We start from the raw sequence: 20,879 nt of genomic DNA, 5'->3' as shown, positions 1-20,879 counted from the left end.
TGAATATCCTTTTGGGTGTATATTACTCAAATGACACAGATTTATGAACACTACCGCAGAAACAGGCTTAAGCCTGCCGTTGGCCTGCCTGGTAACTGCAGTTTTTGTATGAAGCATGCAAATTACTCATCTCAGAGAGCCTATTTCCAAAAATCCGTCGTTATTTATCAGAGACTGACCCCTGCAAGGTGCTTCCTTGCGGCTCAGAAAGTGTTTTGGATGTCCTGTATATTTTTTGCAGTTCAGAAAGTGTTTTGGATGTCCTGTATGTTTTTTTAACCTTAAACCCTTGGTGATATTGCAGCAACAGGCTTAAGCCTGCCGTTGGCATGCCTGGCAACCGCAGCTTTTGTATGAAGCACGCAGATTACTCGTCTCAGAGAGCCTACTTCCAAAAATCCGTCGTTATTTATCAGAGACTGCCCCCTGCAACGAGCTTCCTTGCAGCTCAGAAAGTGTTTAGGATGTCCTGTATATTTATGAATTACGCAAGGCAGCCTAATTTAGCGAGTGGTGCACTTCGGAGTTGAATTCGCGGCTCGCAATGGGGCTCTTTGCTAGGTGATTTCTCAATCTAGCTCCATGCATGTCTGGCTTTTTAGTAACTTAAATATATCTGGACGTTCCTGTAAAAGAACATCGGACGCCATGTCTTGTATAAATGGAGCAACCCAATATTGTGAACCTTCAGGCGGGGTCATACCTACTTCTAAGTGATCCACATAATCTGATGACATCATATAGCTCTCATTTATTGTCAGTATGTATGACATATTTAAAATAAACACGTCACGGACATCTACCCTGAGTTGGTCTAAATGATGGAGACGCTCATCCATATAAACTTCACCGTCATTGAGCATCAGCAATGCAAAAAAATTATAATGCATATTATCATTACAACGCTCTCTGATACCGTCATATCGTTTATCAATTTTGAGTAATGAATTTAGATCAGATAAAGACGCCGAGCTATCAATGTATTTAGACATCTTAGGCATTCTCGGTAATGGTTTTCTACCATGTAGCCAGTCATTTATTTCTGTAATGTAGTAACCGGAACGCCCCACATTATCATTTATATATAAATTGGTATATGCATTAACCATAACTGAGTCATAGTATTTTCTTAGAAGAGCATAAGCATCATTCATCTTTCCTTCTTTTAATACTAATCTTATTGACTCAATTGTGCCTTTCATCGACATGAAAACATATGTGTCCATATTAATTATTGAAGTTGTTCCAATAGTGATGAACCCCATCACTGCATCAGAAAGATTTTCGTAAAACTGTGCGTAATAGTTCAGTTCTTCGAATATTTGGTGATTAACATAATTATCGTCTGTTGATTGCATTATTTTATACTCTATCGACGCACACTGGAGAAACCGTCCCTGTCCGCGATGCTTTGCGGGCTAACACTGAGTCTTGTTATGCGATTTAAGGGCCACAGTTAGCATGCATATCAGATTGCCAATCTCTAAGCCCTCCAACTACTAGATCATACTTTTCTGGCTGCTCGGTAAACAGAGTCATTTGATCATGCGAACCAACTTAGGCCAATCTGTCAGCTATTGTCACGTCAAGTAAACCTGACAGGCTGGATTCAGGCTAATCCAGTTAAAACCGATGAGTCTAAGCTGTGCAGCTATTCCCTGGCGCTGGGAAGCTTGCGCGCAAGCCGATAGCAGGTCGGTGACCTGCTATCCAATCACTTGGCAAACTTATTGATGAATAAGTTTGCCCCCCTTGATGACATCCACCAACGGATTCACGCCGTAGCTGTAGGCGAGTTCCGCTGGGGTTGAGATCCGCCACAGGCAGAAGTCGGCATCCATTCCCTGGCGCAGCATGCCTATGTGCTGTTCGCGGCCCAAGGCTTTGGCGGCATTGCGGGTGACACCGGCCAAGGCTTCTTCCGGCGTCAGGCGGAACAGGGTGCAGCCCAGGTTGAGCATCAACAGGGTTGAGCAGATGGGGGAAGTCCCCGGGTTGAAGTCGCTGGCCAGCACCATGGGCACCTGATATTGGCGCAGCAAGGCTATCGGTGGCATCCGGGTTTCCCGCAGGAAGTAAAAGGCGCCGGGTAACAGGGTGGCGCAAGTGCCGCTCTCGGCCAGAGCCTTGACCCCGGCTTCATCCAGATACTCGATATGATCCACAGACTTGGCCCCCAGACGGGCGGCCAGTATCGAGCCGCCCATGTTGGAGAGCTGCTCGGCATGCAGCTTGATATCCAGCCCTTTGGCCTTGGCGGCGCTGAGAATGGCTTCTGTCTGCTGCAGGTCGAAGGCGATATTTTCACAAAACACATCGACGGCATCGGCGAGATCTTCCGCCAATACCTGAGGCAGCATCTCCTCGATTACCAGTTGCACATATTCCTGCTCCCGGCCTTGATATTCGGCCGGGAAGGCGTGGGCGCCCAGGAAGGTGGTGACCACATCCACATGGTGATGTTTGCCCAGCTCGCGGGCGACCCTGAGCAACTTGAGTTCGGTGGCGGTTTCCAGCCCGTAGCCCGACTTTATCTCCACCGTAGTAACCCCTTCCTTGGCCAGGGCGTTGAGGCGGCGACGAGCCTCGTCGAACAGTTCGGCCTCGCTGGCCTCACGGCAGGCCTTGACCGTGCTGATAATGCCGCCACCAGCACGGGCGATTTCTTCATAGCTGGCGCCCTTGAGACGCAGCTCGAACTCGTTGGCGCGGTTACCGGCAAACACCAGATGGGTATGGGCATCTATCAACCCGGGGGTCAGCCAGCCGCCTTTGCCTTTGTAAACCGGAGTTGCCAGCACGTCGAAGGCAGGCAGGTCGCTGCGCTTGCCAATCCAGGCTATTTTGCCATCTTTTACTGCCAGGGCTGCGTCGGTGATGGCGCCATAAGCCTCTGATAAAGAAGGGTCCATAGTGGCAATATTGATATCTATCCAAACCTGATCCCAGGACATGCTTGCTCCTTGTTGTTTGCCTTAAAGCCGGCCGCGGTGGCGGCAACCGCCGTGATTTTGTGAGCTAACTTGTATTTACTTGTATATACAAGCTAGGATTATAGCCGAGTTTTTCAGCAGATTGAAACCAACACAGAGTCGATTCGATGAGCACAGCCAAGTTCGCCCGCATTAAACAGTACATCTCAGACCGCATTGAGTCAGGCGAATGGGTGGAGCACTCCAGGGTGCCTTCCGAAAACCAACTGGCAGAGCTGTTTGAGTGCAGCCGGATGACGGCCAGAAGGGCCTTGACCGAGCTGGTGGACAACGGCGTGCTGGAGCGCAGTCAGGGGCTGGGTACCTTTGTGGCCGAATTCAAGTCGCAGTCATCCATGTTGTCTATCCGTAATATCGCCGATGAGATCAAGGCCCGTGGCCATGGTTACAGCGTGCAGGTATTGGAGCTGACCGCCATAGAGGCCCTGGCGCCTATCGCCATCGCTCTGGGGTTGGAGACCGGCAGCCGGGTGTTTTACTCGGTGCTGGTGCACTGTGAAGAGGGGTTGCCGCTACAGCTCGAGGAGCGCTTCGTGAACCCTCAGTTAATCCCCGACTATCTGCAACAAGATTTCAATTTGCAGACCCCTCATGAATATCTGTCGCAGGTGGCGCCTTTGACCGAAGCACGCCACACCATAGAAGCGATAGTCGCCAATGAACAGATACGCGCCCGCTTGGCGATTCCCGCCAGCGAGCCCTGTTTACAGATACTGCGCCGCACCTGGTCACGCCAGGGGGTGGTGAGTTTTGCCCGGCTGATCCATCCCGGCAGCCGCTTCCGTCTCGGAGGACATCTGACCTTCAGAGGCGAACATAAAGCTAAATAAAAACAACAAAATAAACCACAAGACAAGCAACAGAGGAATGGAAGTTTATGGATAAGAGACATGATCCGGCGCGCAAAATCATTGCGCCGACCGGCACCACTCTGAACTGCAAGAGCTGGCAGACCGAGGCGCCGCTCAGAATGCTGATGAACAACCTGCATCCGGATGTGGCCGAGCGCCCCGAGGATCTGGTGGTTTACGGCGGTATTGGCCGCGCCGCCCGCGATTGGCAGTGTTTCGACAAAATTGTCGAGGTGCTCAAGCGTCTGGAAGAGGATGAAACCTTGCTGGTGCAATCCGGCAAGCCGGTGGGAGTATTCAAGACCCACAGCGATGCCCCCAGGGTACTGATCGCCAACTCCAACCTGGTACCCCACTGGGCCAACTGGGAACACTTCAACGAGCTGGATAAGCAAGGGTTGGCTATGTACGGCCAGATGACCGCCGGCTCCTGGATCTACATAGGCACCCAAGGCATAGTCCAGGGCACTTATGAAACCTTTGTGGCCGTGGCCAAGCAGCATTTCGACGGTGAAGCCAAGGGCCGCTGGATCCTGACCGGTGGCCTGGGCGGTATGGGTGGTGCCCAGCCTCTGGCCGGTACCATGGCCGGTTTCTCTGTGCTGGCCTGTGAAGTGGATGAGACCCGAATCGATTTTCGTCTGCGTACCCGTTATCTGGACAAGAAGGCCCACAGCCTGGACGAAGCTCTGGCGATGCTGGAAGCCGCCAAGGCCGAGGGCAAGCCGGTTTCCGTGGGTTTGCTGGGCAATGCCGCCGATATCTTCAGCGAGCTGGTTGAGCGCGGTATTACTCCGGATGTAGTGACAGACCAAACTTCGGCGCACGATCCGCTGAATGGCTATCTGCCTCAGGGTTGGACGCTGGAGCAGGCCAAGGAGATGCGCCTCAAAGACGAGGCCGCTGTGGTCAAGGCCGCCAAGGCTTCTATGGCGGTGCAGGTTCAGGCCATGTTGGCGCTGCAAAGCCGCGGCGCCGCGACCCTGGACTATGGCAATAACATCCGTCAGATGGCGTTTGACGAAGGCGTGGCCAACGCCTTCGATTTCCCCGGTTTTGTTCCCGCCTATATCAGGCCGCTGTTCTGTGAAGGCATTGGCCCGTTCCGCTGGGCGGCGCTCAGTGGTGACCCTGAGGATATCTACAAGACAGATCAGAAGGTGAAAGAGCTGATCCCGGACGACCCACACCTGCACAACTGGCTGGATATGGCCCGTGAACGTATCGCCTTCCAGGGGCTGCCGGCCCGTATTTGCTGGGTTGGCCTCAAAGACCGCGCCCGTCTGGCGCTGGCCTTCAACGAAATGGTGAAAAACGGCGAGCTGTCGGCGCCTGTGGTCATAGGCAGGGATCACCTGGATTCCGGCTCTGTGGCCAGTCCCAACCGGGAAACCGAATCCATGCTCGACGGCTCGGATGCCGTCTCCGACTGGCCGCTGCTCAATGCGCTGCTCAAGTCGGAGGCCAAGCGGTCTTAGGAAGACAATTCGTATCCGCAACTTAAGGNTTTGCGGATACGAATTGTCTTCCTAAGACCGCTTGGCCTCCGACTTCTCTGTGACGGCAGCGACGCTGCCGCCAAGCGGGTATCCCGGGTATTGTGGAACGATCCGGCCACGGGCGTGATGCGTCACGCCGATGCCGGCTATGAGATTGCCAAGCGCTGCGCCAAAGAGCAGGGCCTGGATCTGCCTATGTTGGAGGACTGATGATGACCACTCAAATCACTCTGACACCGGGAAGCCTGACACTGTCTGAACTGCGCAGCATCAGTCGCGCGCCAACCCAGCTGCAATTGCACCCGGAATCGCTGGCGGCCATCAACAGCAGCGCCGCCGTGGTGCAAAAAGTATTGGATGAGGGCCGAACGGTTTACGGCATCAACACCGGCTTTGGCCTGTTGGCCAACACCAAGATTGCCCCGGCGGATCTGGAACTGCTGCAGCGCTCTATCGTGTTGTCCCACGCCGCCGGTACCGGCCAATTGATGCGGGATGAAACCGTGCGGCTGATGATGGTGTTGAAGATCAACTCACTGTCCCGCGGTTTTTCCGGGATCCGTCTCGAGGTGATCAACTTCCTGATCGCCCTGGTCAATGCCGGTGTCTACCCTTGTGTTCCCGAGAAGGGCTCAGTGGGGGCCTCGGGCGACTTGGCGCCGCTGTCTCACATGTGTCTGCCCATCATAGGCGAGGGCGAAGTGCGTTATCAGGGGCGCATCATGCCCGCCATCGAGGGCTTGAGCATCGCCGGACTGAAACCGATTGAATTGGCTGCCAAAGAGGGCTTGGCCCTGCTCAACGGCACCCAGGCATCGACGGCGTTGGCACTGGAAGGCTTGTTCCACGCCGAGGATCTGTTTGCCGCCGGCTCTGTGGTCGGCGCCATGAGTGTCGAGGCGGCCATGGGCAGTCGCAGCCCGTTCGACCCGAGAATTCATGCGGTGCGCGGTCAAAAGGGCCAAATAGACTCGGCGGCAGTATTCCGTCATCTGCTGGGGAGCGGCTCCGAGATTGCCGAGTCACACGCCAATTGTGAAAAGGTGCAGGACCCTTACTCTCTGCGCTGTCAGCCACAGGTTATGGGCGCTTGCCTGACGCAGATCCGTCAGGCGGCCGAAGTGCTGGAAATTGAAGCCAACGGCGTAACAGATAACCCACTGGTGTTTGAAGATACCGGCGAGATCATCTCAGGCGGTAACTTCCATGCCGAACCTGTGGCCATGGCGGCGGATAATCTGGCACTGGCGATTGCCGAGCTGGGGGCCATCAGTGAGCGCCGCATTGCGCTGCTGATCGACTCCAATCTTTCCAAGCTGCCGCCATTCTTGGTGGAAAACGGTGGGGTTAACTCGGGCTTTATGATTGCCCAGGTGACAGCCGCGGCACTGGCCAGTGAAAACAAGACCTTTGCTCATCCGGCCTCTGTCGACAGCTTGCCGACCTCGGCCAACCAGGAAGATCATGTTTCCATGGCGACCTTTGCCGCCCGCAGGCTCAAGGATATGGCGGAAAACACCCGCGGCGTGCTGGCAGTGGAACTGCTGGCTGCGGCTCAGGGGCTGGATTTCCGCGCGCCGCTGCAGCCAAGCCAGGCAGTAGCCAAGGCCAAGGCTGAACTGCGCGAACGGGTTGCCTTCTATGACAAGGACAGGTACTTCGGTCCGGATATCGCCAAGGCCACCGAGCTGCTGGCGAGTGGGAGCTATAACGCCTATCTGCCAAAGGAGCTACTGCCAAGCAGTCTCTAAACCACAAAGCGCCTGCAGGCCCTTTGGCATCTGGACGGCAAAACAGTTCGCATATGAAATACAAAGAGCGCCAGTTGGCGCTCTTTGTTTATCAAATTAACACAATGCCTAGAGGCTGGTGTTACCAGGCATCCAGTTCTGTGATCTTTAGGTTCAGCAGCTGTTTCTGCCACTGGTTTTTATCGACTCCTTCAACCCAGATTACCGAAGATTGCCGCTGCTGGCCCTTGCGCAGATAGGTTTCCGGCATACGTTTGATGGCACGCCAGACCTGTAGCTCCTCTTCTTTCATCTTGCGACCCTGATCGTTATAAAAGCTGACGCTGATCAGAACTTCGACCATATCTTCACTGCTGTTGCTGCCGAGTTCGAAGATCAGGCCCAGTTTGTCACCTTGCCACTGCGTCTGCAGCAATGAAACACTGACCCCTTCCCTGGCTGTCTTGCCAAGCAGTCCGGGAGTGGTCATGGCGCTCTGGGTCAACTGCTCAGCCGTGGCGGCTTGGTTTACCTCAGACTTGGGCGCCACTGCGACAGTATGGGTGCCGGTATTGGCTGCGGTATTCGATAGCTCGGCCACCACATCTTCAGTCACAGTTTCGGGTTCGGCGGCGCTGATCACCGCCTCTGTGAGCACATATTCCCAGGTAAAATCATCTTTGAGTATGACTCTGGCGCCATTTTCCAGAGTGACTTCAGCCACCTGGGCCGGCTCGGCGATGGCAAAGCTTGAGCTCAGTATCAGTGCCAGGGCGCTGACGGCAAAGCTGGGTTTGAAAAGATTTTGTTTCGACATGAAAAAATTCGCTTGGCTGAATCCTGCGTCAACAATAACCGGGCTAACCTGGGCTGGCAATGACGAAAAACACAAACTTAGCCCGGCATGCAGCAAGCCGGTATATTCAGATGCCTTTACCTCAGATGAGGATGTTGCCCGGCATAGTGTAAGCCTTGGCGACAAAGAGGGTCAGAACCGGTCCGCGTTCAGTTGCAGCACAAAAGTAATGCTCTCTTATACTTTAACTACGGTAGAGCATTCTATGACACCGCCACCCAGCTTTTCGTCGAATTAAACCATTCAATGAAACAATCGCCGAGTTTGTAACTCATTGGTCAGCGTTTACTTACAACATAGCCCACTATATGATCCCGCTCTTAGTCTATCTGATAGTTTGGAGAGGGTATGCCGTCGAATACCAAGGCCTGGTTGTCGAAGGCTCTGCAATTTGGCGGAGGATGCTTTTACCTGTTGCTGGCCTCATGGAGTCTATTCCATGTGGCAGGTTGGGTGGGCACACTACCTGATCATAGTGAGCACTGTCAGGAATCGATACTGCTCAGCAGCTGGTCGCCGAATAAAGATTGGCAGGCCGACGTCAGCTTTTCCAACTGCAGTCTGCATGGACGTAGGCACTGGCAGAGCCACTTAAGCTTGACCGATCTGGAATCGGGACGTCAATTCCCCGGTCTGCTGGTGGTATCCGGTCGCCACGATGAGTTGAAACTCGACTGGTACAATCACAGACAATTATCCATTTCCGGGCTTCCCATAGATCACCTTGAACACTTCCAACAGCCGCTGGGAACCGAAATAGTCCTCACCTTGAAAGGTGATTGAACGCACACTTTCCAACAAGGATGAGATCGACTGTTCAGCCAAAGTTAACACCTGTATGTTACTCTGCAACCTGGCCTAGGTTGTAGGTCGGGATGAGTGATTTTCTCTGAGAGGTTAATTTTGGATAACTTGGACAAAGACTTGAGATTCGAACTGTCACACTGGTTGTCACAGCTGGGGATCAACAGCCAACCAGCCGATGGTTTGTCCACGTCGCTCATGGTGCTCGCCTGCCTGCTGCTGGCAGGGCTGGCATATTTCATTGTTCGTCGCGGTGTGGTGCGGGCGATGAACCTGGTGATTCAACGTTCCAAAGTCACCTGGGACGATATCTTTATGCGCCACAGAGTGCTGGAAAAGCTGGCCATGCTGGTGCCGGCTCTGGTGCTCAACCTGCTTATCCCCATAGCACTGACAGAACATAAACTGTTGGCCGGACTGGTCGATAGGCTACTCAGTATCTGGCTGGTCGTCTTATTGATCCGCGCCGCCTATTCGGCATTGGATGCGGTCAACGAGGTAGCAGACGTTAAGCTGATTAGCCGTCGTCTACCGGTGAAGAGCTTTGTGCAGCTGATCAAGCTGTTCCTGTTCTTTGTTGCCATCATTATTTCCATTTCTGTGCTCGCCAACCAGTCTCCTGTCTACTTCCTCAGCGGCCTGGGTGTCGCCACAGGTTTGGTGATGTTGGTGTTCAAGGACACCATACTGGGGTTTGTCGCCGGTATTCAGCTAGCGGCTAACCGCATGGTCAGCACAGGTGACTGGATCCAGATGGATAAATACGGTGCCGATGGCGCGGTGGAAGAGGTATCTCTGACAACGGTCAAGGTTCGCAACTGGGACAAAACCATCACCATGATCCCGGCCTATGCGCTGGTATCAGATGCCTTCCGCAACTGGCGTGGTATGTCTGAGTCCGGCGGCCGCCGAATCAAGCGCTCGGTCAACATAGATATCAACAGCATACGTTTCCTGACCGAAGAGGACAGGAAGAAACTGGAAAAGATTAACCTGTTGAAAGAGTACCTGCCGAAGAAGATCCATGAGATTACCGAGTCCAATGCCAAGGTGTCGGATATCGAAATGCCGGTCAATGGCCGCAGGCTGACCAATGTGGGGACTTTCAGAGCCTATCTGCTGGAGTATCTCAAGCACCACGACAAGGTGCATAAGGAGATGACCCTGATGGTGCGGCAGTTGGCGCCCACTACCGAAGGGCTGCCGATAGAACTGTATATATTCACCAATGATACCCGCTGGGCATATTATGAAGATATTCAGTCAGATATCTTCGATCATATCTTTGCCATCTTGCCACAATTCGATCTGCGTGCCTTCCAGGGCCCAACCGGCAATGATATTCGCAGCTTAAAAGATAATGGAGCCGGTGCAAATAAACCCACGTAGGCTTATTTGCACCTTCCTTAAAGCCCTTCCTTAATCTTTAACGGCCAATACAGTGGCGAGGGTGACAAACACCCCGCCACTGACACGGTCCAACCAATGTAGCCGTTGGCTGCGCTTAAGCCATGAGGCCAGCACACTGGCCATAGAGGCGTAAATCATCACAAAGCTGAAGTCTACCAAGGCCCAGGTGGAAGCCAATACCGCCAGTTGTGGCCCCTGCGGCGCAGTCACATCGATAAACTGCGGAAATAGAGCGGCGAAAAACAGCAGATCCTTGGGATTGCTGATCCCCACCAGAAACGCCTGCCTAAACAGACTGAGAGGATGGCCGTGTCCCTTGGGGCCGACACTCTGCTCAGGCGCATGGGGCTTGGTAAGCAGCAATTTAATCCCCAGATACATAAGGTAGGCGGCACCGCACCATTTGAGCAAGGTAAAGCCGTATTCGCTGGCATGCAGCAGGGCGCTCAGCCCGGCGATGGAAGCCAACATCAACAGCAGAGCCGCACTGACACTCCCCAAGGCCGTGGCCAGACTGCGGCGTTTACCAAAATGGATCCCGTGAGAGATAGACAACATGGCGATCGGGCCGGGGGAGATGGCTATCAGTAAGATCGCAAACAGGTACAGCAGGAAGGTCTGGTGATCCATAATTTTGTATACAAAGTTTCCGGGTAAGCGTCACTATAGTCCTGTGACACCTGCCGGACAAGACTCACTTGTCCGCTGAATAGTCCGGAATAGCCTTGGGGAAGCGACCACGAATGCCACGATAGAAGGCGATAAGCTGATCCATGTCTTGTTGCATGTCCGCACTCGGCATCAAGGGTTGATTGATCACCACCGCCTTCTGGCTGAAGTCCAACCCCACTGCCACAATCGGTACCCCTGCCTTGGAGGCGATATGGTAGAAGCCTGTCTTCCAGCGTTTTACCGGGCTGCGGGTGCCCTCAGGCGCCAGTGCCAACTTGAAGTTGGGATCCTGACGATACAACTCGCTTACCGCATCGACCAGATTATTGTTCTTGCGTCTGTCTACCGGCCTGCCGCCTATGGCCCTGAAAAACCAGCCCCAGGGTGGAATAAAGAGTTGATGCTTACCGAGAAAGTGGATCTTGACCGCCAGAGCCCCACGGGCGAGCACGCCGATAATAAAGTCCCAGTTACTGGTATGGGGCGCCACTATCACCAGGTATTGCGGGGAATCGGGCAGTTGTCCGCGAATTTGCCAACCAAACAGAGCCAGCAGCCATTGGCAGATTTTTTTAAACATAGAGAGTTGCCAAACCTTGAGTTGATTAAAGGTATAGTTCAAAAGTGTTTGGGGTGGGCCGACAGTCCAACCTTGATTAGCTTAGGAGTCTGAACATAGGCAGCACTTCCTCAAGCAGAGGCCTTAAGGAAAATATAATTTCAGTAATATCTCGTTTGTGCAAGCCTGGGTTCTACATCTTGCCAAGGAGTCGTCATTAGCTATGAATCCCTGTAGCGTAAGTTTGTTCAAAACGCGCGGTGGATTTGCTTACAATCTACTAAGACAATGTTTACCCAGATCTTTCCTTATCTAGAGCCAAATAGGTTAGTATCAGTATAGAAGCTCAACGCCTGTGTCGGCACGGTTTCCTGGCCTGGTTCCGGGAGAGTGCAAGGAGGGAATATGAAAAAGTTAATCTTTGGACTCCTGTCTGTACTGCTACTTGCAATCGCTCCGGCTAAAGCGGTACCGACAGATGAAATCACCGAGCTGATCAATCGTCAGCAACAAGCCTGGAATCAGGGAAATATCGATGCCTATATGTTGGGTTACTGGCACGATCCCAAGCTGAGGTTTGTCTCCAAAGGCGAGTTCAAATATGGCTGGGACAAGATGCTGGCCGCCTATAAACGCAGCTATCCGGATCGCGCGGCAATGGGCCAGCTCAAGCTGGAGCTCAAGGATGTGCAGATGTTGAGTAACTATTCTGCCTTGGTGGCCGGTCGCTGGGTCTTGCTCAGGCAAAAGGATAGTCCATCCGGGGTCTTTACCCTATTGCTGGAGAAGAAAGACGACCACTGGGTAATCACTCACGATCACTCATCCTGACTTGCATAGGGAATTAGATTTATCTAATATCAATCCATTAAAAAAATCTAATGGAGCACCCTATGTTAAAACCCACACTGACCGCCTTGCTGGCTTTTGCGCTGGCGAATCAAGCCACGGCAGAGCCAACAGCGGCAGAATTCAAAACCGAAGCGGCCACGCTGGCCAAGCGCTTTGCCCAAACACTCAAGCCGCAACTGCAGCAAGCCCTGGCCGAAGGTGGCCCTGTGGCAGCTATCGAGGTTTGTTCCCAGAAGGCGCCGGAAATCGCCCACCAACTCTCCGCCGAGAGTGGTTGGCAGGTAAAACGTGTCAGCTTGAAACCCCGTAATCCGGAGGCCGAGCCAGAAGTTTGGCAGCGACAGGTTTTGTTGTCATTCGATGAGCGGGCCGCAGCCGGTGAAGACCCGCAGAGTTTGAGTCATATTGATGAGACTGAATCACAGCTGCGCTTTATGAAGGCCCAGGGTGTAGCACCACTTTGCCTCACCTGCCACGGTAGCCAATTGGCGCCCGAGGTCAAAACCGCATTGGATGAGCACTACCCGGATGACAGCGCCAAAGGTTATCAGCCGGGGCAGATCCGCGGCGCTATCAGCATAGTGGCTCCGCGTTTGTCAGCGCAAAACTGAACTGCTCCAATCCCAGTTGCCGCCCCTTGCCATCATACCTGGCTTCGTAAAAGTTCAGCTGACCTTCGCGGGAGATGAATATCAGGCTGGTGGCCCGGGTGCCGTATTCCGGGTGGCGAATATAAATGGATGACAGGCGCCGCTCCCATTCCAGACTGACTCCTGTGGTTGGCAAGCTGGTGTCCGGCGCAGGAGTCTCATCACGCATTATTGCCAGCAGCTTATCTATATCCGGCTTGGCCGATTGACTAATCAATCGCTCCAACGCCTGCTCGCCGCGGGCCATCTTGGGCCAGATATCATCCAAGGCACCATTGCTGATGGCGTGAAAGCCTTTGTTCAAGCACCGCAATGACTTATCCGGACTGTGATAACACCAAAAGTGCTTGCCCTGGCCGAAAACCAGATTGAAAGGATTATAGTTGTCGCTGTGCTCGCTGAGCCATTGTGGCTCTATTGGCGTTTGGCTATCGAGCGCCTTGAGCACCAACTCTCCGCGGCTGCGCATACCTTCCGGCTGCGTGATTAGCTGGCGGATATTGGTGAGACCGGCCACCATTCCCAGGCGATTACAGCCAAGCCAGGTACCACCTGCCTGCAGATCCTTACCCGCCAGCAGTTGCTGCTGTGGTGGCCAAAAGTGTGCCGGAGCCGTGGGCCTGTGATGAAACTCATCGCGGTTGGCGCAAAGGATCAACGGATAATCCGGATGCTGATCCAGCGCCAGAAACAGAATGCACATGGGCTGTCCTTATGCCGGGTCTAAATTTAGGCTTATCCCACAAGTTAGCCAACAAAGGCACCCATTGACAGGGTTAAATCAGTGAGAGCCTTTGTCTTGATGCTCATGGCCATTATGGTGAGCATGGCCGTGTGAGTCATGGCTGCTCGAACCGTGACTATGTGAACCATGGTTGTGGCCTGAGTCATTGTGCTGCCCCGAGCCGTGGTCATGGCTATGGCCTTTGGCCAGCCACATCCCCCGTAAAAACTTGCGTGGCCCCTGACGCAGCAAGCTGCTGGAGTAGAGCAGACACAGCAGCGTCAGCGCCGGGTAGCTTATCTCTTTCGGTAGCTCTCCCAGCTCACGCCACTGTGGTTGCCACCAGGCAATGCCGCCAAGCAGAATGGATAGCAGCAGCAACATGCCGAGCCTTTGACTCCAGCTCATCAACTTGAGTTGTGACAGATTAAGCACAGGTGCGGCAATCAGGGTCAATGCCACCGCCAAGGGGCTCCAGCCGCTGTAGGCCAGCGACATCGCCAACACGGCGGCGCCCAGATTACAGAAACGCAACGGCAGAAACAGTAAGGCCAGCACCAGCACTTGTGCCACCGGGTGCGACAGCGGCACTGACGGATGGCCTATCAGATTGGCGAGGATCAAACTGAGCAAGATCCAGGGCGCGCTTCTATCCACCAGATGAGTGAAGCCAAAATGCCAGGCGGACTGCGGCACCTTGGCGTGGGGATCGGTCAATTCGATGCGGGCATAACTCAAAAACAATCCCAGTGCGGCGAGTGCGAGGGTCTGCAGCAGAGCAAACTGCCAGCCCAGCAGCACCAAGGTCAGTAATAAGGCTTCAGGGCCGGCGAGCCGTTGCAACCAGCGTCCCGGCAGCGAGGCTTGAGTGGGAGACAAACCTGCGGCAAAACGTATGCTGGCCAGAGCGTAGGCCGCCAGCAATACCGGAGCCAGTAACAGCAACCAGTGCAGCAGTTGATCTGTGCTGTGGTCATGGTGAGCGTGTTGGTGGCCGCCGGAATCCATCATCAGCAGCAATGCCAGCAGGCCTATCCCCAGCAGGCTGCCTATGCCGGCCTGGTATTCATATTTGCTGCTTGGGGTCTGCTGCCCATGGCCATGGGGCTGATGCAGCACCACATGCAAAATAGAGCCTGTGACAAAGGCTTGCAGGTACACGGTATTATCCAGGCTCAGATGGCTGAGCAGCTGCTCTCCGGCGAAGTAGCCCACAGATGTCAGCGCCATCATGGCCAGCAACACCAGACTGGCCCAACGGGTGCCGACCTGGGGTTTGAGCAACCACCAAATCGCCAGGCCCACGGGTAGCCTGTGCATGATCACCCCAAGCGCCAGCAGGCTGGAGTTGCCTTCCTGTTGTGCCAGCACCATGGCGCCGCCATCTGTGATGGTGTGCAACAACAAGCCGCCGATCCCCAGCGTGAGGGTCAAATTATGGGTGATCTCTGAGTAGCGATGAAACAGCTTCTCGCTGGCACTGGGTCCCCAAAGGCCGAGGATTACGAAGATGATCGCCAGTATGCCGCCGTGTTCCAGCAGTTCCGGCAGGATATGGATCAGTACCAGGCCGCCGAGGGAAACAAAAATAAAGCCGTCCAAGCCCTTCTGCAAACCGCTACCTGATGAGAAATAGCGGTAAAACAGCGGGCCCAGGAGCAGGGCGATAAAACTGGCGACGAGATAGAGCATGTATTTCACGGCTGAAGTTTAGAGAACGCCATAGTATACCAGTAGCCGGGCAAATGAGCAGTGCCGTTACCTGGAATTTACCTTGAAGGATTTTCCACCCGAGGCCACGGATAAAAGTCCACAGCCGGTGACTAAAAAGTTATACAATAGTCGACTCTATGTTGTTGTATTGGTGAATGGATATTTATGGATACTCTGTCGGCTGCCGTAATGCTGTTTCTTATTATGGATCCCTTGGGCAACTTGCCTATCTTTGCCTCTATATTGCGTCATATCGAGCCCAAGAAACGCCGTCGAGTATTGATCCGAGAGCTGATTTTTGCCTTGTTGATCATGCTGTTATTTCTATATGCCGGTGAAGCTATCCTGAGTTTCCTCAACCTCAAGTCAGAATCGGTCAGCATTGCCGGCGGCATTATTCTGTTCCTGATCGCCATCAGGATGATCTTCCCCCAACCCGGTGGGGTGGTGGGCCTGGCTGCCGGTGAAGAGCCTTTCATTGTGCCGATGGCGATTCCCTTGATGGCCGGTCCTTCAATTTTGGCGGCACTGATACTGCTGGCCCATACGGATAGCAGCCGTATGGCCGACTGGACCATAGCCCTGGTGGCAGCCTGGGGCGCCAGCGTTGCTATACTAATGTTTTATAAGTTATTTACCAGAGTGCTGGGTGATAAAGGGCTCACCGCGGTCGAGCGTCTGATGGGCATGGTGCTGGTGATGATCTCGGTGCAGATGTTCCTCGATGGTGTCTCTCGATATTTGAATCCTTGAGTTGTTAATCGTTATGTTGAGTCGAGGTAAAAGTGCTTAGTTGTGCCCTGATCTGTGTTTTGAGTCTGGCCGCCGGAGATTATGACAATCTCTTGCCCTATCAAGGCACGCCGCAGCAAGCGCAGGAGCGGGACGTCGCCGGGAATATGACGATCCCCGCGGTGTACATGGATATGGGCGCCTGGCATGGGTATCACCTGCCGGATGAGCCTGCATTTTATGGCAGCTTCACCGGTCCTATGATCATCGCCCAAGAATACAGCTTGCATTTGGCGCCCAGCTTGCAGCACCTCAGCATATTGGAGTTGAGCACAGGCCAGGCTAAGAATTTTGCCGAGGCGGAAAGACGTCTGTTCAGTCGCCCGGATGGCCTGTATCAGGAATATCGCTGGCAAGATCTCAGCCTCAGCACCAAACTCTATTTTGCCGATGAGCGCAGCTCACTGATTGAGACTGTGCTGGAAAATACCGGCTCCCAAGCCGGCCAGTGGCAGTTGCAATGGCAAGGAGAACCCTTCGATAAGGCGGTAGGCAAACCCTGGATTGCCGGCAGACAGTTTGCGACCAATCAACTGGAGTGGCAGTTTCGGCCACTGAGAAAAACTTGGTCGCTAATGCTCGATGATGCCAAATTCCGCATAAGCTTCCGTGAACCCACCTTCCTGGAAGAACGGGGCGCTCGGGGCTACCGAGCCAGTTCTGAAGTGCTGAACCTGGCTCCCTCTGAGCGGCGCAGTTTTCTCAGTGCCCAGCAATATTTTCACACCGCAGCAGAGGCCAAGCCGCTGCAGTGGCCTAAGTTGTTGCAGAGCGCCGAGCACAACCATAGTCGCTGGGGTTGGCGTCTGGCCAAGTTGGCCGATGGCGACTTGGGGCAAAAGCGTATGGCTGCCCGGGCCATCAGCACCCTGACACACAACTGGCGCAGCCCGGCCGGGGCATTGCGTCACCACGGGGTAACACCTTCGGTCACCTATCAATGGTTCAATGGCATCTGGGCCTGGGATAGCTGGAAACAGGCGGTGGCCCTGGCGCGTGTCGAGCCTTGGCTTGCCAAGTCCAATGTACGGGCGATGTTTGACTATCAATTTGATGCGCAGGATCCCGTCAGACCCCAGGATGCCGGCAGCATGCCGGATGCGGTGTTTTACAACCAAGATGCGGCCCGCGGCGGTGACGGCGGCAACTGGAATGAGCGGAATGGCAAACCGCCGCTGGCGGCCTGGGCCGTATGGGAGATCTACCTTCAAGACGCTGACAAGGCATTTGTCGCCGAGCTCTATCCACGCTTGATGGCTCTGCATGCCTGGTGGTATCGCAACCGGGATCATGACGGCAATGGTTTGGCGGAATATGGTGCTAATCTGCATCCGTTGCACGGTGAGCCAGGGGCACTTAATCGTGATGCCATCATTCAGGCGGCGGCCTGGGAGTCCGGCATGGACAATGCGCCCAGATTCGATGCCGATAACAGCCTGCAAGTACTGGAAAATCGCGACGCCAAGGGACGTTTGCTCGGCTACTCACTCAATCAGGAGAGTGTCGATCTCAATGCATTTCTCTATGCCGATAAGCAGTATCTGGCGCAGATGGCCAGTCTGCTGGGGCGGGAAGCCGAGGCAATGCAACTGCGGCAACAGGCCCAGCGGTTGGGACAAGCGATTCGGCAGGACTTTTACGACCCTGCCAGCGGTTTCTTCTACGATGTACGTTTCGATGCCGAGGGCAAGCGGCGATTGCTCAGCGACAATAAGGGTACCGAAGGTTGGATCCCGCTGTGGGCCAGTGTCGCTTCGCCTGAACAGGCAGAAGCGTTGGTAACACAACAACTTAAACCAGAAAGCTTCGGTACCCAGGTGCCATTTCCGAGCGTGAGCGGCGACAGCCCAGCGTTTGCCCCCGACAGATACTGGCGCGGGCCGGTATGGTTGGATCAGGCTTTCTTCGCCATTAAGGGATTGCAGCATTACGGTTACCGGCAACAGGCAAGTGCAATGTCGCGGCGCTTGCTGACGGCCATCGCCGCCGATAGCCGGGATCTGCCGATACGGGAAAACTACCATCCACTCAGCGGTGAAGGACAGCATGGCACCAACTTCAGCTGGTCGGCCTCGGTCTTATTGTTACTTTATAGTGAAGGTTTGTTGTCTGAGGCTGAATAATCGCTGAATGAGGCGAATTGGCCGCGATTTTCTGCTGTGCAATCTCATGTGCTGCTGTTAATCTTCTGTACCATCTCTGTTAACAACAAGGTGTTGCCTGTGCGACTGCCCTCAACTCTTGCTATCTGCTTGCTTCTTGGTGCCTGTCAGGCAGGGAGCGATGGCGGAGTCGATACCATTACGGATAAAAACCGCGCGGTTAAACCCTTATTGCCCTGTGGTAATGGGGCACCTGTGGTAAATCGAGCTAAAATTAAAACCAATCTTATCGAGCGCAACATCATCACTCCGCAAATGAGCGAACAAGAGGCCGAAGCCAAGGTCTCTGAGTATATTCAGCAACGCAATCAGAAGTTTGAAAAGTGTATCAAGGAGCCCAAGTCATGAGTTTAAAGCCGGTATTTGCCCTGGGGGCGGCTTGTCTCTTTGGCATATCCAATGCTCTGGCCGCCACGGCTCCGGCGGATCCCGGGGTGATCAACAAAGAGCAGATCCTCTACTGGCTGGAGAAACGCGGTGAACTTGATGCCGACGCCTCAGAAGAGGAGCGGCAGCAAGCGCTGGCGGCTTATACGGCCAAAGCTACCGGAGCGGGCAGCAAGGCCGCACAAGTGCTCAAGGCCAGAGAACAGCAACTGCTGCAACAGGCACGAAGTAATAGCCTGCGTCAAAGCAAGTTAATGCGGGCACAGTCGCGGGTAGCCGATACCGATGTGACCAAGCGGGTCAAGGTGTTGGCCGTGCTGGTGGATTTTCCCGACTTGCCCTATAACAACAATCGCCTGAGTCCCGGCGATACCGAAATGTATTACGCCAACTACTCGGTAGCCCACTACCGTGATCTGCTGTTTTCCGATGCAGGTTTCCCTGGGCCCCAGGGGCAAGTACTGCCCTCAGCCTATCAGTACTATCAAGCAGTTTCCGGTCAGAGCTTTTTCTTCAATGGTGATGTGAAAGGCTGGTTCAGAGCCAGCCAAAATGCTGCCTACTATGGTGCCAACGACCCGAATAACAACAATGACGACACAGCCGCCACCGAATTGGTAGAAGAAGCGGTGGCAGCTGCAGTAGCCAGCATGAGTACCGCTGAGCTGGCACTGTATGATATTGAAGATCCTTATGATATCGACGCTGACGGCAACCTGAATGAAGCCGATGGGATTTTGGATCATGTGATGATCTTCCATTCCAGCATAGGCGAAGAGGCCGGTGGCGGCGTGCTCGGTGATGATGCCATCTGGTCACACAGATTCTTTGTTCCCTCGGCGCCAGGTCAATACGGCCAGGCTATCCCTGGCAGTAATATGCGTCTGTTCGGTTATACCATTCAGCCGCTGGATGCCGGAACCGGTGTCTGTACCCATGAGTTTGGTCACGATCTCGGTTTACCGGATGAGTATGACACCAGTGCCGAAGCCAGCGATGGCTCGCCTGTAGGTCTCTGGTCTCTGATGTCCGGCGGCAGCTGGGCAGGTTCTCCGAGAGGCTCACAGCCCAGTGGTTTCAGCCCCTATGCCCGCTCGTTTCTGCAGGACAGATACAAGGGCCGCTGGGTCAACGAACAATCCCTGGATTATCAGGCGCTGGATAGCAACGGCACTCAGGTGTCGCTTACGCATGCCAATAGCAGTGGCGTAAACCAGTTGGCCATCAAGCTGCCGTCCGACTCCATCGCCTTTACTCAGGCTTACCAGGGGCAATACCAGTACTATTCGAATCAGGGCGATCAGCTCAACAACGCCATGTCGTTCGAACTGCAACTACCCATGAGTACCAGTCTGACGCTGAAAATGAAGGCCCATTGGCAGATAGAACAGGACTACGACTATGTGCAGCTGCTGGTGGATGGGGTGCCATTGGCGGGAAGCCATACCAAGAGCAGCAACAGTATCAACAATGCCGCCAATATTATCAGTGGTGACTCGGCGGCCTTATCCGGCGGTGAGGGAGAGCAAGGCTGGCAAGAATTGAGCTTCGACCTTAGCGCCTACGCCGGAATGAACAAGCAGATAAGCCTGGTGTATCGTACCGATGAAGCTGTCGGTGGCTATGGCTTTGTGGTGGATGACATACGTATAGAGAGTGACGGCAACCTAGTCTACAGCGATAATGCCGAGACGGCTCTCGAGGCGGTAAATCTTTCGGGTTTTGTTCGCACCGATGATACTCGCCCAGGCGCGCCGCGGCGTTATCTGCTGCAACTGCGCAACTATCAGGGCGTGGATAGCGGACTGCAACAAGACAGTTATGAGCCGGGACTCTTGGTGTGGTTTGAAAACTTAGCCTACAGCGACAACAAGGTGGCCGAGCATCCGGGATACGGGCTCATTGGGGTGGTGGATGCGGATCAAAACCTGATCGGCAACCGTGATACCGATGTGCAGGTTCGTGATGCCAGCTTCAGCCTCTATCCGCAGTCGGCGTTTTTCGGTGACCCCCATCTTGGCAACAATAGCCTGTTTGATGACAGCGACGACTACAGTGCGCCGCTCAAGCCTCAGGCCGGTCTGGTGCTGCCCCAACTGGGTCTTATGGTGCAGCTTTTGACCCAGGAGCAAGACAGCAGCCAGGCGCAGCTGCTGGTGAGTAAACGCAGCGACAGCAACGAAGTCGGAGGCCAAGCGGTCTTAGGAAGACAATTCGTATCCGCA

The 20,879-nt window shown here is 54.2% G+C and carries 17 protein-coding genes and 1 pseudogene; 11 read left to right on the top strand and 7 right to left on the bottom strand.

What is annotated here, in order from left to right; all coding sequences use genetic code 11:
* Window positions 1-569 precede the first annotated feature (569 nt).
* Both CX651_RS18005 and hutI read right to left on the bottom strand, forming a co-directional pair.
* On the bottom strand, window positions 570-1,358 hold the full coding sequence (locus CX651_RS18005) for a hypothetical protein (protein WP_101057369.1): 789 nt from the start codon (window positions 1,356-1,358) through the stop codon (window positions 570-572).
* A gap of 369 nt (window positions 1,359-1,727) precedes the next feature.
* Window positions 1,728-2,954: an imidazolonepropionase gene (gene hutI, locus CX651_RS18000; protein WP_101057367.1), complete on the bottom strand. Its 1,227-nt coding sequence runs from the start codon at window positions 2,952-2,954 to the stop codon at window positions 1,728-1,730.
* A 146-nt stretch (window positions 2,955-3,100) separates the two neighbouring features.
* On the opposite strand from hutI, the gene hutC reads away from it, so the two are divergent.
* The 3 genes and pseudogenes from hutC (at window position 3,101) to hutH (ending at window position 7,094) form a co-directional block, all read left to right on the top strand.
* A complete protein-coding gene (gene hutC / locus CX651_RS17995) occupies window positions 3,101-3,823 on the top strand; it encodes a histidine utilization repressor (RefSeq protein WP_025889536.1) in 723 nt (240 codons plus the stop codon).
* A gap of 47 nt (window positions 3,824-3,870) precedes the next feature.
* Window positions 3,871-5,553 (top strand): annotated as a pseudogene (gene hutU / locus CX651_RS17990) (urocanate hydratase).
* Complete coding sequence (gene hutH, locus CX651_RS17985) at window positions 5,553-7,094, top strand: histidine ammonia-lyase (protein ID WP_101057365.1); 1,542 nt, start codon at window positions 5,553-5,555, stop codon at window positions 7,092-7,094. The pseudogene hutU and the gene hutH overlap by 1 nt, the downstream one beginning before the upstream one ends.
* A 121-nt stretch (window positions 7,095-7,215) precedes the next feature.
* On the opposite strand, the gene CX651_RS17980 is transcribed toward hutH, so the two are convergent.
* The gene (locus CX651_RS17980) at window positions 7,216-7,890 is read right to left on the bottom strand and encodes a DUF3157 family protein (protein ID WP_101057363.1); all 675 of its coding nucleotides are present in this window, start codon (window positions 7,888-7,890) and stop codon (window positions 7,216-7,218) included.
* A gap of 387 nt (window positions 7,891-8,277) precedes the next feature.
* On the opposite strand from CX651_RS17980, the gene CX651_RS17975 reads away from it, so the two are divergent.
* Together CX651_RS17975 and CX651_RS17970 are read left to right on the top strand one after the other, a co-directional pair.
* The gene (locus tag CX651_RS17975; RefSeq protein WP_101057361.1) at window positions 8,278-8,712 is read left to right on the top strand and encodes a hypothetical protein; all 435 of its coding nucleotides are present in this window, start codon (window positions 8,278-8,280) and stop codon (window positions 8,710-8,712) included.
* Between the two features lie 129 nt (window positions 8,713-8,841).
* Window positions 8,842-10,122: a mechanosensitive ion channel family protein gene (locus tag CX651_RS17970; protein WP_101057373.1), complete on the top strand. Its 1,281-nt coding sequence runs from the start codon at window positions 8,842-8,844 to the stop codon at window positions 10,120-10,122.
* Window positions 10,123-10,152: 30 nt separating this feature from the next.
* Here the strand turns inward: CX651_RS17970 and CX651_RS17965 are convergent, their stop codons facing one another.
* Both CX651_RS17965 and CX651_RS17960 read right to left on the bottom strand, forming a co-directional pair.
* Complete coding sequence (locus CX651_RS17965) at window positions 10,153-10,773, bottom strand: LysE family translocator (RefSeq protein WP_101057359.1); 621 nt, start codon at window positions 10,771-10,773, stop codon at window positions 10,153-10,155.
* Between the two features lie 64 nt (window positions 10,774-10,837).
* Entirely contained in the window at window positions 10,838-11,395 is a 558-nt protein-coding gene (locus tag CX651_RS17960) for a lysophospholipid acyltransferase family protein (protein ID WP_101057371.1), read from the bottom strand.
* Window positions 11,396-11,779: 384 nt separating this feature from the next.
* Here CX651_RS17960 and CX651_RS17955 point away from each other — a divergent pair, with 384 nt between their 5' ends.
* Together CX651_RS17955 and CX651_RS17950 are read left to right on the top strand one after the other, a co-directional pair.
* A complete protein-coding gene (locus tag CX651_RS17955) occupies window positions 11,780-12,205 on the top strand; it encodes a YybH family protein (RefSeq protein ID WP_101057357.1) in 426 nt (141 codons plus the stop codon).
* A 62-nt stretch (window positions 12,206-12,267) separates the two neighbouring features.
* Window positions 12,268-12,837, top strand: coding sequence for a Tll0287-like domain-containing protein (locus CX651_RS17950; RefSeq protein WP_198552065.1), 570 nt, complete (start codon window positions 12,268-12,270; stop codon window positions 12,835-12,837).
* On the opposite strand, the gene CX651_RS17945 is transcribed toward CX651_RS17950, so the two are convergent.
* Together CX651_RS17945 and CX651_RS17940 are read right to left on the bottom strand one after the other, a co-directional pair.
* Window positions 12,800-13,579, bottom strand: a complete 780-nt coding sequence (locus CX651_RS17945; RefSeq protein ID WP_101057353.1) for an NRDE family protein — start codon at window positions 13,577-13,579, stop codon at window positions 12,800-12,802. The two genes, CX651_RS17950 and CX651_RS17945, sit on opposite strands and share 38 nt — an antisense overlap.
* A gap of 78 nt (window positions 13,580-13,657) precedes the next feature.
* The gene (locus CX651_RS17940; RefSeq protein ID WP_101057351.1) at window positions 13,658-15,292 is read right to left on the bottom strand and encodes a ZIP family metal transporter; all 1,635 of its coding nucleotides are present in this window, start codon (window positions 15,290-15,292) and stop codon (window positions 13,658-13,660) included.
* 186 nt (window positions 15,293-15,478) lie between these two features.
* Here CX651_RS17940 and CX651_RS17935 point away from each other — a divergent pair, with 186 nt between their 5' ends.
* The 4 genes from CX651_RS17935 to CX651_RS17920 all read left to right on the top strand — a co-directional run.
* Complete coding sequence (locus CX651_RS17935; RefSeq protein WP_101057349.1) at window positions 15,479-16,066, top strand: YhgN family NAAT transporter; 588 nt, start codon at window positions 15,479-15,481, stop codon at window positions 16,064-16,066.
* A 32-nt stretch (window positions 16,067-16,098) separates the two neighbouring features.
* The gene (locus CX651_RS17930; protein WP_101057347.1) at window positions 16,099-18,228 is read left to right on the top strand and encodes an MGH1-like glycoside hydrolase domain-containing protein; all 2,130 of its coding nucleotides are present in this window, start codon (window positions 16,099-16,101) and stop codon (window positions 18,226-18,228) included.
* A gap of 99 nt (window positions 18,229-18,327) precedes the next feature.
* Window positions 18,328-18,615: a hypothetical protein gene (locus CX651_RS17925; RefSeq protein ID WP_146225986.1), complete on the top strand. Its 288-nt coding sequence runs from the start codon at window positions 18,328-18,330 to the stop codon at window positions 18,613-18,615.
* The coding region (locus CX651_RS17920; RefSeq protein WP_101057343.1) for an immune inhibitor A domain-containing protein at window positions 18,612-20,879 on the top strand (2,268 nt) is incomplete at its 3' end. The genes CX651_RS17925 and CX651_RS17920, both read left to right, overlap by 4 nt.

The sequence above is a fragment of the Shewanella chilikensis genome, assembly GCF_002836945.1.
Lineage (GTDB): Bacteria > Pseudomonadota > Gammaproteobacteria > Enterobacterales > Shewanellaceae > Shewanella > Shewanella chilikensis.
The sequence above is the reverse complement of the archived record's forward strand: the minus strand, read 5'-3'. Positions and strand labels throughout refer to the sequence as shown.

Coding starts and splice junctions, on each gene's coding strand:
- CX651_RS18005 (WP_101057369.1), bottom strand. CDS start 1,358: ATGCAATCAACAGACGATAATTATGTTAATCACCAAATATTCGAAGAA.
- hutI (WP_101057367.1), bottom strand. CDS start 2,954: ATGTCCTGGGATCAGGTTTGGATAGATATCAATATTGCCACTATGGAC.
- hutC (WP_025889536.1), top strand. CDS start 3,101: ATGAGCACAGCCAAGTTCGCCCGCATTAAACAGTACATCTCAGACCGC.
- hutH (WP_101057365.1), top strand. CDS start 5,553: ATGATGACCACTCAAATCACTCTGACACCGGGAAGCCTGACACTGTCT.
- CX651_RS17980 (WP_101057363.1), bottom strand. CDS start 7,890: ATGTCGAAACAAAATCTTTTCAAACCCAGCTTTGCCGTCAGCGCCCTG.
- CX651_RS17975 (WP_101057361.1), top strand. CDS start 8,278: ATGCCGTCGAATACCAAGGCCTGGTTGTCGAAGGCTCTGCAATTTGGC.
- CX651_RS17965 (WP_101057359.1), bottom strand. CDS start 10,773: ATGGATCACCAGACCTTCCTGCTGTACCTGTTTGCGATCTTACTGATA.
- CX651_RS17960 (WP_101057371.1), bottom strand. CDS start 11,395: ATGTTTAAAAAAATCTGCCAATGGCTGCTGGCTCTGTTTGGTTGGCAA.
- CX651_RS17955 (WP_101057357.1), top strand. CDS start 11,780: ATGAAAAAGTTAATCTTTGGACTCCTGTCTGTACTGCTACTTGCAATC.
- CX651_RS17950 (WP_198552065.1), top strand. CDS start 12,268: ATGTTAAAACCCACACTGACCGCCTTGCTGGCTTTTGCGCTGGCGAAT.
- CX651_RS17945 (WP_101057353.1), bottom strand. CDS start 13,579: ATGTGCATTCTGTTTCTGGCGCTGGATCAGCATCCGGATTATCCGTTG.
- CX651_RS17940 (WP_101057351.1), bottom strand. CDS start 15,292: ATGCTCTATCTCGTCGCCAGTTTTATCGCCCTGCTCCTGGGCCCGCTG.
- CX651_RS17935 (WP_101057349.1), top strand. CDS start 15,479: ATGGATACTCTGTCGGCTGCCGTAATGCTGTTTCTTATTATGGATCCC.